General features: G+C 39.6%; 15 protein-coding genes. 13 read left to right on the top strand and 2 right to left on the bottom strand.

What is annotated here, in order from left to right:
* Window positions 1-67 precede the first annotated feature (67 nt).
* The 3 genes from chiA to AB2Q86_RS10030 all read left to right on the top strand — a co-directional run bounded on the left by chiA (window position 68) and on the right by AB2Q86_RS10030 (window position 2,468).
* A complete protein-coding gene (gene chiA, locus AB2Q86_RS10040; protein WP_003728270.1) occupies window positions 68-1,126 on the top strand; it encodes a chitinase ChiA in 1,059 nt (352 codons plus the stop codon).
* Window positions 1,127-1,248: 122 nt separating this feature from the next.
* On the top strand, window positions 1,249-1,518 hold the full coding sequence (rpsN, locus tag AB2Q86_RS10035) for a 30S ribosomal protein S14 (protein WP_003729482.1): 270 nt from the start codon (window positions 1,249-1,251) through the stop codon (window positions 1,516-1,518).
* Window positions 1,519-1,595: 77 nt separating this feature from the next.
* Window positions 1,596-2,468: a 5'-3' exonuclease gene (locus AB2Q86_RS10030; protein WP_012581090.1), complete on the top strand. Its 873-nt coding sequence runs from the start codon at window positions 1,596-1,598 to the stop codon at window positions 2,466-2,468.
* An 18-nt stretch (window positions 2,469-2,486) separates the two neighbouring features.
* Here AB2Q86_RS10030 and AB2Q86_RS10025 read toward each other — a convergent pair whose 3' ends face one another.
* A complete protein-coding gene (locus tag AB2Q86_RS10025) occupies window positions 2,487-2,888 on the bottom strand; it encodes a ribonuclease HI family protein (RefSeq protein ID WP_003739282.1) in 402 nt (133 codons plus the stop codon).
* Window positions 2,889-3,010: 122 nt separating this feature from the next.
* Window positions 3,011-3,211 carry a cold-shock protein CspD gene (cspD, locus tag AB2Q86_RS10020; RefSeq protein ID WP_003728273.1) on the bottom strand — a complete coding sequence of 67 codons (201 nt, stop codon included), beginning with the start codon at window positions 3,209-3,211 and terminating at the stop codon, window positions 3,011-3,013.
* A 363-nt stretch (window positions 3,212-3,574) separates the two neighbouring features.
* Between cspD and mntR the strand changes: the two genes are divergently transcribed.
* The 10 genes from mntR to AB2Q86_RS09970 all read left to right on the top strand — a co-directional run bounded on the left by mntR (window position 3,575) and on the right by AB2Q86_RS09970 (window position 14,036).
* Window positions 3,575-4,003 (top strand): transcriptional regulator MntR, encoded by a 429-nt coding sequence (mntR, locus tag AB2Q86_RS10015; RefSeq protein ID WP_003725831.1) that lies wholly within the window; start codon window positions 3,575-3,577, stop codon window positions 4,001-4,003.
* Between the two features lie 156 nt (window positions 4,004-4,159).
* The gene (locus AB2Q86_RS10010; RefSeq protein ID WP_012581091.1) at window positions 4,160-5,842 is read left to right on the top strand and encodes a formate--tetrahydrofolate ligase; all 1,683 of its coding nucleotides are present in this window, start codon (window positions 4,160-4,162) and stop codon (window positions 5,840-5,842) included.
* Between the two features lie 119 nt (window positions 5,843-5,961).
* The gene (locus AB2Q86_RS10005; RefSeq protein ID WP_012581092.1) at window positions 5,962-7,854 is read left to right on the top strand and encodes an ABC-F family ATP-binding cassette domain-containing protein; all 1,893 of its coding nucleotides are present in this window, start codon (window positions 5,962-5,964) and stop codon (window positions 7,852-7,854) included.
* A 12-nt stretch (window positions 7,855-7,866) separates the two neighbouring features.
* Window positions 7,867-8,811: a thymidylate synthase gene (locus tag AB2Q86_RS10000; RefSeq protein WP_012581093.1), complete on the top strand. Its 945-nt coding sequence runs from the start codon at window positions 7,867-7,869 to the stop codon at window positions 8,809-8,811.
* Window positions 8,812-8,826: 15 nt separating this feature from the next.
* The gene (locus tag AB2Q86_RS09995) at window positions 8,827-9,309 is read left to right on the top strand and encodes a dihydrofolate reductase (RefSeq protein WP_012581094.1); all 483 of its coding nucleotides are present in this window, start codon (window positions 8,827-8,829) and stop codon (window positions 9,307-9,309) included.
* Between the two features lie 52 nt (window positions 9,310-9,361).
* The gene (locus tag AB2Q86_RS09990; RefSeq protein ID WP_012581095.1) at window positions 9,362-10,237 is read left to right on the top strand and encodes a putative RNA methyltransferase; all 876 of its coding nucleotides are present in this window, start codon (window positions 9,362-9,364) and stop codon (window positions 10,235-10,237) included.
* A gap of 68 nt (window positions 10,238-10,305) precedes the next feature.
* Window positions 10,306-11,817: a phosphoglucomutase gene (locus AB2Q86_RS09985; protein WP_012581096.1), complete on the top strand. Its 1,512-nt coding sequence runs from the start codon at window positions 10,306-10,308 to the stop codon at window positions 11,815-11,817.
* 137 nt (window positions 11,818-11,954) lie between these two features.
* On the top strand, window positions 11,955-12,578 hold the full coding sequence (locus AB2Q86_RS09980; protein WP_012581097.1) for a DedA family protein: 624 nt from the start codon (window positions 11,955-11,957) through the stop codon (window positions 12,576-12,578).
* Between the two features lie 93 nt (window positions 12,579-12,671).
* Entirely contained in the window at window positions 12,672-13,655 is a 984-nt protein-coding gene (locus AB2Q86_RS09975) for an aromatic acid exporter family protein (RefSeq protein WP_003725823.1), read from the top strand.
* A 3-nt stretch (window positions 13,656-13,658) separates the two neighbouring features.
* Complete coding sequence (locus AB2Q86_RS09970; RefSeq protein WP_003729490.1) at window positions 13,659-14,036, top strand: VOC family protein; 378 nt, start codon at window positions 13,659-13,661, stop codon at window positions 14,034-14,036.
* Window positions 14,037-14,051: the final 15 nt, after the last annotated feature.

Below are 14,051 nucleotides of genomic sequence, written 5' to 3'. Positions count from 1 at the left end.
TGATGGGTATTTTCTAGTAGCTCCAAAAAAGCAAGATTGGGGTAGATAAAGTAAGGGGGAAAAGTAGATGAATGGAAAACAAGTAATGGTTGGTGGTTTGTCTTTACTTTTAGTTGGTGCGGGACTGGGGGCATTTGGTAGTCAAGCACAAGCGGCGACGGATGACGCTTCTGTAATGCCAGATATTTCTAACAAACAGGTGCTAGTTGGGTACTGGCATAGTTGGAAATCTTCCGGAAATGATGGCTATCAACAAGGGACTTCGGCTGATATCGCCCTAAAAGATACACCGAAAGCTTATAACGTGGTAGATGTTTCCTTTATGAAAGGGGACGGGGTAAATCGCATTCCGACATTTAAACCAGTGGGAATAAATGATAGCGATTTCAGAGCACAAGTCGGCGCATTAAATAAAGAAGGTCGGGCCGTTCTTTTGGCACTAGGTGGAGCAGATGGACACGTGGAACTAAAAGCTGGGGATGAAGAGGCGTTCGCGAATGAAATTATCCGCCAAGTAGAAACATATGGTTTTGATGGATTAGACATCGACTTAGAACAAAGTGCGATTACCGCGGGAGATAATAAAACGGTTATCCCAGCTGCGCTAAAAATCGTCAAAGATCATTATAAAGCGGAAGGGAAAAATTTCCTAATTACGATGGCACCAGAATTTCCTTATTTAAAACCAGGTAGTGCCTATGAAAGCTACCTAACCTCACTTGCTAATTATTATGACTATATTGCGCCACAACTATACAACCAAGGTGGCGATGGTGTTTGGGTTGATGAAACAAACCAATGGATTGCGCAAAATAATGATACATTAAAAGAATCTTTCTTATATTATATGGCGGACTCCTTTATTAACGGGACTCGTGGTTACTTGAAAATCCCAGCTAATAAATTCGTGTTCGGTTTACCAGCCAATGTGGATGCAGCCGCAACTGGTTATGTAAAAGATCCGCAAATCGTCAAAAATGTTTTCACTCGTTTACAAGCAAAAGGCACACCGGTGAAAGGGATTATGACTTGGTCGGTGAACTGGGATGCAGGTAAAAATAAAGCAGGAGTGCCTTATAATAATGGTTTCTCTAACGCGTATGGTCCGATAGTTGGAACTAAATAATAGGACAACCGATATTCAGTTTAACTGGATATCGGTTTTTTTAAAACAGAAGACTTGCTTTCCTAATTAAATCGGCGTATGATGTAAATCGTAATTATTATTATTTAAGGAAGGAGAGACACATGGCTAAAAAATCAAAAGTTGCCAAACATGAACGTCAACAAGCGCTCGTGGAACAATATGCGGAACTTCGCCGGACGCTAAAAGCAGAAGGCCGCTACGATGAATTACGCAAATTACCACGCGATTCTTCCCCGTCCCGGCTACACAATCGTTGTGAACTAACTGGACGTCCCCACGGCTACATGCGTAAATTTGGTATGTCGCGAATCCGTTTTCGTGAACTAGCACATCAAGGACAATTACCCGGCGTGACAAAAGCAAGCTGGTAAAAAGCTCCTTTTTTTCTGCGAGCCAGTTATAATTATGCTACAATAGATGGCAGTAGAAGGAAATTGGAGGATTATATATGAACGAAAATCGAGAAAATTTGCTCGTTGTTGATGGAATGGCACTACTTTTCCGAGCATTTTATGCAACAGCCGTTTCCAAACAATTTATGTTTAACCAGCATGGAATTCCGACGAATGGGGTGCAAGGTTTTATGCGCCACATGTTTGCAGCGATTCGCCAGAGTAACCCAACGCATACACTAATTTGCTGGGATATGGGGTCGCAAACATTTCGAAATGAATTATATGATGGTTATAAAGCAGGCAGAACAGCGCCACCAGAAGAAATGATTCCGCAGTTTGATTTAGCGAAAGAGGTAGCTGCTGGGTTTGGCTTTGTCAATTTAGGTGTGCCGGGTTTTGAAGCAGATGACTGTATTGGGACAATTACCGTTCAAGCGAGTAATACGATTGCTACGACTGTTTTAAGTGGCGACAAAGATTTACTGCAACTAATCGCACCGACGAATGATGTCTGGATTATGCAAAAAGGTTACGGTAATTATAAACGATATGATGAAGCGACATTTTTTGAAGAGATGGGTATTTCTCCAAGACAATTTATTGATGTGAAAGCATTAATGGGCGACACTTCAGATGGTTATCCGGGTGTTCGTGGAATCGGTGAAAAAACAGCGATTAAGCTTATTCAAGAATTTGAGTCAATTGAAGGCGTCTTGAACAACCTTGATAAACTGAAACCAGCGCAACAAACCAAAATCCAAGAAGACTTAGCAATGCTAGAATTAAGTCAAAAATTAGCTCGGATTCATACAGAAGTTCCGCTAGAAATAGACTTGCCTAGTTTAAAATATGACGGATTCCGCGAGGATGCTTTTGCTGTAGTTGAAAAATACGGTTTAAAAACGTTAACGCGCGATATCGAATAAAAAATAGAAGCAATCTGGTTATTTGACTCCAGGTTGCTTCTGTTTTTTTATAGCCTGACGCGCAAGGTGGTCGGCTTGTTTATTTTGACTTACATTACGCCATTCAGCAAAAAACAATTCAAATGAATCGGCCATTTCTAAAATTGCTTCTAAATGCGGCTTGAATAACGGATTTTTCGCATGTCGTTTATGAATTGCTTCGATTGCAACTTTCGAATCTGAGTATAGACGAATTAATGTAGCTTGTTTTTTTATGGCTTCTTCCAGTCCCAGTTTAATCGCAATAAATTCTGCTTCATGATTCGTCATCACTGCGAGCGGAATGGCGAATTGTTCATAAATACCTTCTGCTTTTAAAACGATTCCAGCCCCACTTGGTCCAGGATTTCCAGCACTTGCACCATCCACGAAAACTTCCATATTATGCGCCTCCTATTAGATGAATAGATGTGGCTTTATTATAGAAGGAAAGCTCTTTTTTTGCAATAAAAAAACCGGCGAGTTATGCCGGTTTTTAAGTCCGTGTCTAATTGGCAACTGGTTTAGGCTTTTTCTACGTTAGCTGCTTGAGCGCCGCGATTACCTTCAACTACTTCAAATGTTACCGCTTGGCCTTCTTCTAAAGATTTGTAGCCGTCACCTTGGATCGCTGTGAAGTGGACGAAAATATCTTCGCCGCCGTCTGATTCGATAAAACCGTAACCCTTTTCATTGTTAAACCATTTTACTTTCCCATTTTGCATTGAAATAAATCCTCCTAAGTATGGCTAATAATTGCTAGAATCATTTGTTAAAACGCTTTCATTTTAACTTAAAAAAATTTCTCGCAAATACTACCTTTTCAGTTCATAGCGTTGCCGCATATGATACTAACACTATAAATCAAAATACCTATAAACGTCAAGCTGATTTTCGATATTTTTTAAATTTTTGGACTTGTAAGGGCATACTTTTTACTAAAATGTCTTAAATGAGTACAAATTACGGTGTTTTTTGGAGTGATACACTAGGAGAAATTTCGTTTTTGAAAGGGTAATTGCTTTTAGAAAGGGCGATATTATAGTACAATTGGCTATGTGAAAGAATTTAAGTTGGAGGGTATAGCTATGCCAACACCTAGTATGGAAGATTATATTGAAAAAATCTATTCCCTTATCGAAACGAAAGGTTATGCCAGGGTTTCGGATATTGCTGATGAGTTATTTGTCCATCCATCCTCTGTAACAAAAATGGTGCAGAAACTGGATAAAGACGAATATTTAATCTATGAGAAATATCGTGGATTAATTTTGACGCCTAAAGGAACACAAATGGGGAAAAGGCTCCTAGAAAGACACGCATTACTAGAAAGTTTTTTAAGTATTATTGGCGTAGATCCTTCCCATATTTATCATGATGTGGAGGGTATTGAACACCACTTAAGTTGGAACTCGATTGACCGAATTGGGGATGTTGTTCAGTTTTTTGAAAATCATCCGGATGCGCTTAAGACGCTCAAGGCAATGGAGACGACGAAACCAGAAACAAAGGAATAATGGTAATCCAAGGTTGAGATGTTGATTTTTGCGCAATCAGGCTTTACTTTAGAATCAAAATGGTGTTACATCGCTTGGTGTCGCGCTTTTTTGATGCAATGGTGAGCCAAAATATCTTAATTCTTTGTTACAATATACATATTCGGAGGGGATATCATGTCAAATAAAGTGAAATCAGATATTGAAATTGCATCAAAAGCAGAAATTCTACCAGTTACGACTATTGCGGAACATTTAGGACTAGACGCAGATGCACTCGAACTTTACGGAAAGTATAAAGCAAAGTTATCCTATGATACCATTCACTCGCTAAAAGACAAAGAAACAGGAAAACTTGTTCTTGTTACGGCGATTAATCCAACGCCTGCTGGTGAAGGGAAATCGACTGTGACAGTTGGTCTTGGCGATGCACTCTCTAAAAAAGATAAGAAAACCGTTATTGCACTTCGCGAACCATCGCTCGGACCTACCATGGGTATTAAGGGCGGGGCAACAGGTGGCGGATACGCGCAGGTTATTCCGATGGAAGATATTAATTTACATTTTACTGGTGATTTCCACGCAATTACAGCAGCTAATAATGCTTTATCGGCATTTATTGATAATCATATGCAACAAGGGAATGACCTAGATATTGATGGCCGAAGAATCGTTTGGAAACGCGTGGTTGATTTGAACGACCGTGCACTTCGAAAAGTGGTTGTTGGTCTAGGAGGTCCTATTCAAGGGGTTCCACGTGAAGACGGTTTTGATATTACGGTTGCTTCTGAAATTATGGCGATCATTTGTTTAGCAAGTGATTTAAAAGATTTAAAGAAACGTTTAAGTGAAATTGTCATCGGTTATAACTATAAAAAAGAACCAATTACAGTTGGCGAAATGGGCTACGAAGGCGCTCTAACCTTACTATTAAAAGATGCTTTAAAACCTAATTTGGTGCAAACATTAGAACATACACCTGCCATCGTACACGGCGGACCTTTTGCGAATATTGCTCACGGATGTAATAGTGTTTCTGCGACAAGCACAGCACTTCGACTAGGTGAGTATGTAGTGACAGAAGCTGGATTTGGTGCAGACCTTGGTGCAGAGAAATTTTTAGATATTAAAGTTCCTGCCCTTGGAAAAGCGCCAGATTGCGTTGTTATTGTAGCAACGATTCGCGCACTGAAAATGCACGGTGGCGCTTTGAAAACCGAGCTTAGCGAAGAAAATGTGGATGCGCTAGCTAAAGGTTTTACTAATTTACAAAAACATACGGAATCTATTCAAACATTTGGTATTCCTTATGTTGTAGCCATTAATAAATTCATTACCGATTCTGACGCAGAAGTAGCGAAATTAGAAGCACTTTGCGAAGAACACGGCATTCCTTTCTCTCTGACAGAAGTTTGGGAAAAAGGCGGCGACGGTGGTCTTGAACTTGCGGATAAAGTCATTGCGGCTGTTGAAAGTGGAGAAGCGGACTACAAACGCATTTATGATGATGCGTGGTCGATAGAAGAAAAACTAGAAGCGATTGTGACGAAGGTTTACGGTGGTATTGGCGTGGAACTTTCCAGCAAGGCGCAGAAACAAATCGTTGAATTCAAAAAATATGGTTGGGATCGTTATCCGATTTGTATGGCGAAAACCCAATATTCCTTATCGGATGACCCAACATTACTTGGACGGCCAACTGATTTTGTTATTCATATTCGCGAATTCATTCCAAAACTTGGTGCTGGTTTTGTCGTTGCTTTAACAGGCGATGTAATGACGATGCCAGGTTTACCGAAAAAACCAGCGGCATTAAACATGGATGTCGATGAAAATGGTAATGCGCAAGGTTTATTTTAAAAGTAAAAGTTCCAAAAGTGGATTCGCCGCTTTTGGAACTTTTTTCATCTTAAGCAATTGCTATGTTCTATGTTTTCAGCTAGAATAGATAAGGACGAACAGGAAATGGATGGGACTAAATGAAACAATTAAAAGTGGAAAATTTAACAAAAACATACGGTGAAAAAAGCCTGTTTGAGAATATCTCACTAACGATAACAGAAGGTGAACGCATTGGTTTAATCGGTGTAAATGGTACCGGGAAATCAACGCTATTACAAATTATTTCTGGTAGCGAATCTGGGGATAAGGGCACTGTTACGAAAGCGAAAGATTATACGATTGGTTATTTAGCACAAGATCCTGAGTTTAATGAAGCGAATACGGTTCTTTCGGCTGTTTTTGACGGGGATACTGCGGCGCTTCGGGCAATGCGCAAGTACGAAGAAGTGTTACTCGCGATGTCACTTGATGCGGAAAATACCAAATTACACGATGCTTATACAGCCGCCAGCCAAGAAATGGATGCTAGTGCGGCTTGGGATATGAACACAGAAGCGAAAACGATTTTGGAGCGTTTAGGCATTACGGATTTAACCGCGAAAATAAGCGAGCTTTCTGGTGGGCAACGAAAACGGGTTGGTTTGGCGCAAGTCTTAATCGAGACGCCAGATTTACTCATTTTGGACGAACCTACCAACCATTTAGATTTTCAGTCAATTCGTTGGTTGGAAGAATATTTAAATCGCTTTAAAGGGGCTGTCTTGCTTGTTACCCATGATCGTTATTTCCTTGACCGAGTGACAAATCATATGGTGGAGCTCGACCGAGGTTCGGCTTATCGATACGTTGGGAACTACGAGAAATTCATGGAATCTAAAGCCATTCGGATGGAAAACGAAGTCCGTGAATCCGAGAAAAATAAAAACCTTTATCGTAAGGAACTAGCATGGATGCGTCGCGGTCCTCAAGGTCGCGCCACTAAACAAAATGCCAGACAAGACCGTTTCCACGATTTAGAGAAAAAAGTGAAAACAAAAACCGATGACTCAGAACTGGCGATTGATTTTGTTACTAGTCGTCTTGGAAAAGATGTTTTCGAACTGAAAAACTTGGAAAAACGCTTTGATGAAAAACAAGTATTGCAGGATTTCAGCTTGATTATCCAACCTGGTGAACGCCTTGGTATTACAGGGAACAACGGAACTGGGAAATCGACTTTACTGAACATGTTGGCTGGAAAACTAGCACCAGATGCTGGCGAAGTAGTCACAGGTCAAACCGTACAAATCGGTTACTATACGCAACAAAATGAAGAAATGGACCCGGATATGCGAATGATTGCTTATTTGCAAGAAGCGGGAGAGCAAGTAACAACTTCTGGTGGCGAAGTAATCAGTGTGAGTGCGATGTTAGAACGATTTTTATTCCCACCAAATTCCCACGGGAAGAAAATTGGTAGCTTATCAGGTGGAGAAAAACGACGGTTATTCTTACTTCGCATTTTGATGGAACGACCAAATGTCTTATTACTGGATGAGCCAACAAATGACTTAGATACGCAAACATTAACGGTTTTAGAAGACTATTTAGAATCATTCAATGGTACCGTAATTACGGTTAGCCATGATAGATATTTCCTCGATAAAGTCGTAAACAAATTGCTCGTTTTCCGGGCAATTGGTGAAGTAGAAATTTTCTACGGTGAATATAGTGATTATTTGAAAGAACTTGTGACCAAAGCAAAACCAGCAAAATCAATGAAAAAAATGGCGAATACTTCGGTCGAAAAGGCAGCACCTGAGAAAAAAGAGAAAGTTAAACTCACCTATCAAGAACAACTCGAGTGGGACGGAATTGAAGATGCCATTAGCGAATTAGAACAAACCATTGAATCGCTTAATGAAACATTGGAACAAACTGGAGCGGACTTTACAAAAGCAGCAGAAATTAGCGAACTCATTACGGCAAAAGAAACAGAGCTCGAACAAATGATGGAACGCTGGGAATTTTTATCACAATACGCGGAATAAGGAGTGCGAACGATGAAACAATATTTGGATTTAGAAAAGTACGTTTTAGAGAATGGAACACAAAAAGGAGATCGCACTGGAACTGGAACAATCAGCACATTTGGTTATCAAATGCGTTTTGATTTACAAGAGGGCTTTCCGATTATGACAACAAAACGGGTACCATTTAAACTTGTAGTAAGTGAACTGCTATGGTTTTTACATGGAGATACGAATATTCGCTACCTTTTACAGCATAATAATAATATTTGGAATGAATGGGCTTTTGAGCGTTTTGTGAAAAGCGATGATTATAAAGGCGAAGATATGACTGACTTTGGTCTGCGTGCTGAACGTGATCCAGCTTTCAAAGAAGTGTATCAAGCGGAGATGGAGAAGTTTAAAACACGTATTTTAGAAGACGAAGCGTTCGCGAATAAATACGGTGAGCTAGGTAATATTTACGGTAAACAATGGCGCGAATGGAAGACTTCACAAGGAGAAACAATTGATCAGTTAGCGGATTTGATTGAAATGATTAAAACGAATCCGAACTCGCGTCGTTTGATTGTGTCTGCTTGGAATCCAGAAGATATTCCGAATATGGCTTTACCGCCATGTCATTCGCTATTCCAATTTTATGTAGCGGACGGAAAATTATCATGTCAGCTGTATCAACGTAGTGCCGATATTTTCCTTGGTGTGCCGTTTAATATTGCGAGCTATGCACTTCTAACACACCTGATTGCGCGTGAAGTAGGGCTGGAAGTTGGCGAGTTTATCCATACAATGGGTGACGCGCATCTTTATAACAACCATATTGAGCAAGTGAAAGAACAGTTGTCTAGAACACCGCACAAACTTCCAAAATTAGTGCTTTCAGATAAACCAGCAACGATTTTTGATTTTGATGTAGCGGATATTTCACTGGATGGTTATAATCCAGATCCAGCAATTAAAGCACCAATTTCAGTATAAGGGAGGTTTTCTTGGATGATTATTTTTGTTTGGGCACAAGACCGCGCTGGTAATATTGGAAAAGATAACAAAATGCCGTGGCACTTACCAGGAGATTTGCAGTTTTTCAAAAAAACGACGACTGGGAAAACACTTGTCATGGGGCGAAAAACCTATGAATCGTTAGGAAAAGCTTTACCAAATAGAAAGACAATCGTATTGACACGAGATCAAGGTCTCAAGTTAGATGATGCAGAGATACTTCATTCAAAAGAAGCTGTTCTAGCCCTTGCTGAGACAGGGGAACCAATCTATATAGTTGGTGGTGCAGAAATCTATCGTTTATTTATGGATGTGGCGGATCAGCTGATTGTGACAAAAATTGATGCAGAGTTTGAGGCTGATACTGCGTTTCCTAAAGTGGATTGGGAGAATTTTTCCGAAGTGGCGAAAGAATTCCATGAAAAAGATGAAAAAAATAAGTACAATTACACTTTTTATACGTATGAAAGAAATTAGTAGAAACGTTGCCTGTTTGCGGGCAACGTTTTTCGAGTGGAGTGAGTATTAATTGTTATCAAAAATGGAGATAAATAAACGCGCTTTGAAAGAAAATATGGCACTTCTTGCTTGTCCGATTTGTGGCGAAGCATTCGAGTTTAGAGAGCCGCAGTCATTTGTATGCCTAGAAGGTCACGGGTTTGATATCGCCAAACCAGGTTACGTACATTTACTAAAACAAGCGCATAAAACAAAATACGATCAAGCATTATTCGAATCCCGTAAAAAAGTGATTGCGAGTGGCTTTTTTGAAAAATTAATCGAACGAGTGACAGAAATTATTGCGGAGAAGAAAAAAGAACAACTTGTTTTATATGATGCGGGTTGCGGGGAAGGAAGTCATTTGGCGCGAGTCGTATCAAATTTACAAGCGACTGGTGTTTATGTCCAAGCTGTTGGCTTAGATATCGCCAAAGAGGGAGTGAAACAAGCGGCACGCGACTATCCTGGTACTTCTTGGACGGTAGCTGATTTAGCCAATTGTCCTAATCAAGCAGAGACGGCGGATGTCATTTTAAATATTTTATCGCCATCGAATTACGTGGAGTTCAAACGGCTTTTAAAGAAGGATGGGTTTTTGTTAAAAGTAGTGCCAGAAGCGAATTATTTACGCGAATTACGTGAATTTATTTATGTTGATGAGAAAAGTAGTTATTCAAATGAGTCGGTCACATCACGGTTAGCAGAAAAGTTAAGCGTAGAGCATGTCGAACGAGTGACCTACAAAGCGCCGATTGCCAAAGAATTATTTGCAGATTTTCTTGAAATGACGCCACTTGGTTGGCATATTGAAGCGGATAAAAAAAGCGAATTACTGGGAAACCCACCAGAAGAATTAACCGTTGACTTGCAAATTATTATCGCGAATAGAGCACATCTTTTGTAAAAGCTATGTGAAAATTTCGCAATATAAGCTATAATGAAGGGGAAAAATACAGAAGCTGGAGGAATGACATGAATCAATCAGAAACGAAAGCGTTAGAAGCACTGCAAAACGGATCAGACATACGTGGAATAGCTATTGCTACGGAAAAATATCAGATTACGCTAACAGACGAACGTGTAGAAAAGATTGCTTATGGCTTTGCGAAATGGCTAAAAGAGGAGAAAAAAGTGGAAGGTCAAGCGAAAGTGGCGATTGGTCATGATAGCAGACTTTCAGCTGAACGTTTAAAAGCGGCACTTATCAAAGGGTTAACTTTCGCAGGAATCAATGTGGTGGATGTAGGGCTTGCAACTACGCCGGCCATGTTTATGGCAACCCAATATGAAGACTATGACTGCGATGCCGGGATTATGATTACAGCGAGTCACTTACCTTTTATGTATAATGGACTAAAATTATTTACGAAATCTGGTGGAGCTGAACACGAAGATATTGATTATATCGTGGCTCACGCAGATAAATCTTTCATAGAAAACGGACTAAATCTTGGTAAAGTAACAAAACAAGATTTACTTTCTACATATGCGGCAGACTTAACGGATAAAATTAGAGCTGGAATCACGGATGCAGCTGACAAAATGAAGCCACTCCAAGGAAGCCATATTATTGTTGATGCAGGGAACGGCGCTGGCGGCTTTTTTGCTGAGAAAGTATTGGCAGAACTTGGCGCAGACATTTCTGGAAGCCAGTTTTTAGATCCGGATGGAAATTTTCCTAATCATATTCCAAACCCTGACAATGAGGAAGCTATGGCTAGTTTGAAAAAAGCAGTACTTGCGAGTGGAGCGGATTTAGGCGTGATTTTTGATACGGATGTAGACCGAGCTGCGATTATGGATAAAAATGGCGAAAGTTTAAACCGCAACCCATTAATTGCTGTTATCTCTAGTATTATTTTAGAAGAAAAACCAGGAACAACGATCGTGACTGACTCCACAACATCTGGGCATTTGCAAACCTTTATCGAAGCAAAAGGCGGGAAACAACACCGATTTAAACGTGGTTATCGTAATGTTATCAATGAAGCACTGCGCCTAAATGCAAACGGAACACCATCAGAAATTGCTATCGAAGTAAGTGGACATGCTGCATTAAAAGAAAATTATTTCTTGGATGATGGCGCTTATCTGATTGCCAAAATTTTAATGACTTATGCAACATTACGAAAAAATGGGCAAGACTTACCTGATTTAATAGCGGATTTAAAAGAACCGGCTGAAAGTGAAGAAATTCGTTTGAGCATTACCGCAACCGATTTTAAAGCTTATGGAAAAGAAGTTCTAGCTGATTTTCTGACTTTCGTAGAAGCTGATCCGGATATGGAATTAGAACCTGTGAACCAAGAAGGAATTCGTGTGAATACAAAAGGGGCGCTTGGTGAAGGTTGGTTCTTACTACGAATGAGCTTACATGAACCGGTGATGCCGATGAATTTAGAAAGTGATGAAGCTGGGGGCATCAGAAAAGTGAAAGATCGTTTAGCAGGATTTTTCGCGAAAAAAGCAGAATTAAAAATGTAAAACGCAAAGAACTTGGTACATTTGAGCTACCAAGTTCTTTTTTCTTATCAAAATGATTGAAAAATAATGGCTAGTATAGTAGACTTAAAAAGCAAGCACTTACTTTAAAAGGGAAATAAAGTACAGGAGTGTGTTTTTTGGAAACTTGGATTACAAGTATTATGGCTGATTTTGGCTATATAGGTATTTTTGTTTTGATTATGGTTGAAAACTTGTTTCCGCCTATTCCCTCTGAGATTATCTTAACTTTTGGTGGATTTATGACGACAGTTACATCACTGAATGTCGTGATGGTGATTATTGTAGCAACACTAGGTTCTGTAGTGGGCGCTATTTTACTGTATAAAGTCGCTTCTTATTTTGGTAAAGAACGATTCACAAAAATTGTGTTAAAATACGGCCGGATTTTGCGGCTGAAGGAATCTGATATTGAACGCGCAGAGAATTTCTTTTTGAAATATGGAAGTTGGGCCGTGTTTTTATGTCGAATGATTCCACTAATACGAAGCCTGATTTCGATTCCAGCAGGGATGACCAAGATGAAAATGTCGAAGTTTCTAATTTTGACAACTGCAGGAAGTTTACTTTGGAATACAGTTTTAATTGGACTTGGCGCTATGCTTGGTGAATCATGGAGTGAAATTGTTGTTTTCATGGATAGCTTTTCAACAATTATTTATAGCATCATTGCGATACTTGTAGTGGTCGGCTTAGGATTCTTTTTCCGGGCACGTTTCAAAAAAACATTAGACGAAGAATAATCTAGGACCTTGAGGAGTGATCTTCAAGGTTTTTCTTTTGCGATTTTCGCTTTCGTGCTATGATAAGTTGGACATAGAAAGGGGAGTGGACATATGCGGATTGGAATGCGCACGGTAAAAACCGCGATTGCAGCGACACTCGCGATAATTTTGGCGGAATGGCTACACTTGGAATATGCAGTTTCGGCAGGGATTATCGCAATTTTAAGTGTTCAAAATACGAAAAAGGGGTCTTTACAATTAGCGATTCAGCGGGTTTATTCGACCGTTTTGGCACTATCTATTGCTGCTGTATTTTTCATGCTTATTGGTTATAATGCGGTGAGTTTTGGACTTTATTTATTAATTTTTATTCCGCTTGCTGTAAGACTTCATGTTGCTGATGGAATTGTTGTGAGCTCTGTACTTGTATCGCATATTTTACTCGAACAATCATTATCCTTTTTCTGGTTTAAAAATGAACTGTTACTTATGGCAGTTGGCGCTGGCATAGCGATTATTTTAAATTTATATATGCCAAAAATGGAAGACGAATTAAAACGCAGCCAACAAAAAATAGAAGCAATTATGCGGCAAATTTTGACGGAAATGACGCAAGGGCTTCGGAATCAGTCGGAGTATCATGATGAGTTTGGCTTATTAAATCAATTAAAGGGTACATTAGACTATGCACAGGAAAAAGCAGCGAGAAATTTAGACAATCAGTTTTTTGCTTCTTCCCACTATTATTCGCAGTACGTCGATATGCGGCTTGTGCAGTATCGAATTTTAACACAAATGAAACGGCATTTAGTCGCGTTTGATCATTCTTCTGAGCAAAGCATGGCGCTAGCAGAAATTACGGAAAAAACGGCACAGACGCTAGATGAGCATAATACGGCAGAAGATTTAGTGGCGGAGATTACTAAGATGGTGCATGAGTTTCGAAGTAGTAAACTCCCAGAAACACGAGCAGAATTTGAAAATAGAGCAATTCTATTTCAATTTATGAATGATTTGCGCTATTTGTTAGAAATGAAGCGCGATTTTTATGCGGAGTTTGGACTAAAAGAAAAAGAAATGACGAGGGGACGATGAACGATGATTGAAAAAATTGGCCAAGTGATGTTATATGTGGAAAACCAAGCGGCAGTAAGAGATTTTTGGGTAGAAAAATTAGATTTTGTCGTCGTTTCAGAAGAGGTTGTAAACGGCGAGATTCAGTGGATTGAAATAGCGCCAACTAAAGGTGTGGAGACAACTTTTGTCCTTCAAAATAAAAAGAAAGTAGCGGAAATGAACCCAGAAATGAATCTTGGGACACCATCTATTTTATTATTTGGAAATAATGTTGCAGAACTTTATGAGGAATATAAAAATAAAGGCATTACGGTTGGTGATTTGGTCGATTTACCAATGGGCAGGGTGTTCAATTTTTCGGATAACGAAGGAAATTACTTTGCGATTTGCGAAAAATAATAAGAGAAAAAGCCA

Source organism: Listeria monocytogenes, from assembly GCF_041765605.1.
GTDB classification, from domain to species: domain Bacteria; phylum Bacillota; class Bacilli; order Lactobacillales; family Listeriaceae; genus Listeria; species Listeria monocytogenes_D.
This window is presented reverse-complemented; position numbering and strand designations above follow the sequence as displayed.

Excerpts from the sequence above, each read along its gene's own strand:
- AB2Q86_RS10010 (WP_012581091.1), top strand. The coding sequence starts at position 4,160 with ATGTCAAATAAAGTGAAATCAGATATTGAAATTGCATCAAAAGCAGAA.
- cspD (WP_003728273.1), bottom strand. The coding sequence starts at position 3,211 with ATGCAAAATGGGAAAGTAAAATGGTTTAACAATGAAAAGGGTTACGGT.
- chiA (WP_003728270.1), top strand. The coding sequence starts at position 68 with ATGAATGGAAAACAAGTAATGGTTGGTGGTTTGTCTTTACTTTTAGTT.
- AB2Q86_RS10000 (WP_012581093.1), top strand. The coding sequence starts at position 7,867 with ATGAAACAATATTTGGATTTAGAAAAGTACGTTTTAGAGAATGGAACA.
- AB2Q86_RS10030 (WP_012581090.1), top strand. The coding sequence starts at position 1,596 with ATGAACGAAAATCGAGAAAATTTGCTCGTTGTTGATGGAATGGCACTA.
- rpsN (WP_003729482.1), top strand. The coding sequence starts at position 1,249 with ATGGCTAAAAAATCAAAAGTTGCCAAACATGAACGTCAACAAGCGCTC.
- AB2Q86_RS09985 (WP_012581096.1), top strand. The coding sequence starts at position 10,306 with ATGAATCAATCAGAAACGAAAGCGTTAGAAGCACTGCAAAACGGATCA.
- AB2Q86_RS10005 (WP_012581092.1), top strand. The coding sequence starts at position 5,962 with ATGAAACAATTAAAAGTGGAAAATTTAACAAAAACATACGGTGAAAAA.
- AB2Q86_RS09970 (WP_003729490.1), top strand. The coding sequence starts at position 13,659 with ATGATTGAAAAAATTGGCCAAGTGATGTTATATGTGGAAAACCAAGCG.
- AB2Q86_RS09975 (WP_003725823.1), top strand. The coding sequence starts at position 12,672 with ATGCGGATTGGAATGCGCACGGTAAAAACCGCGATTGCAGCGACACTC.
- AB2Q86_RS09995 (WP_012581094.1), top strand. The coding sequence starts at position 8,827 with ATGATTATTTTTGTTTGGGCACAAGACCGCGCTGGTAATATTGGAAAA.
- AB2Q86_RS10025 (WP_003739282.1), bottom strand. The coding sequence starts at position 2,888 with ATGGAAGTTTTCGTGGATGGTGCAAGTGCTGGAAATCCTGGACCAAGT.
- mntR (WP_003725831.1), top strand. The coding sequence starts at position 3,575 with ATGCCAACACCTAGTATGGAAGATTATATTGAAAAAATCTATTCCCTT.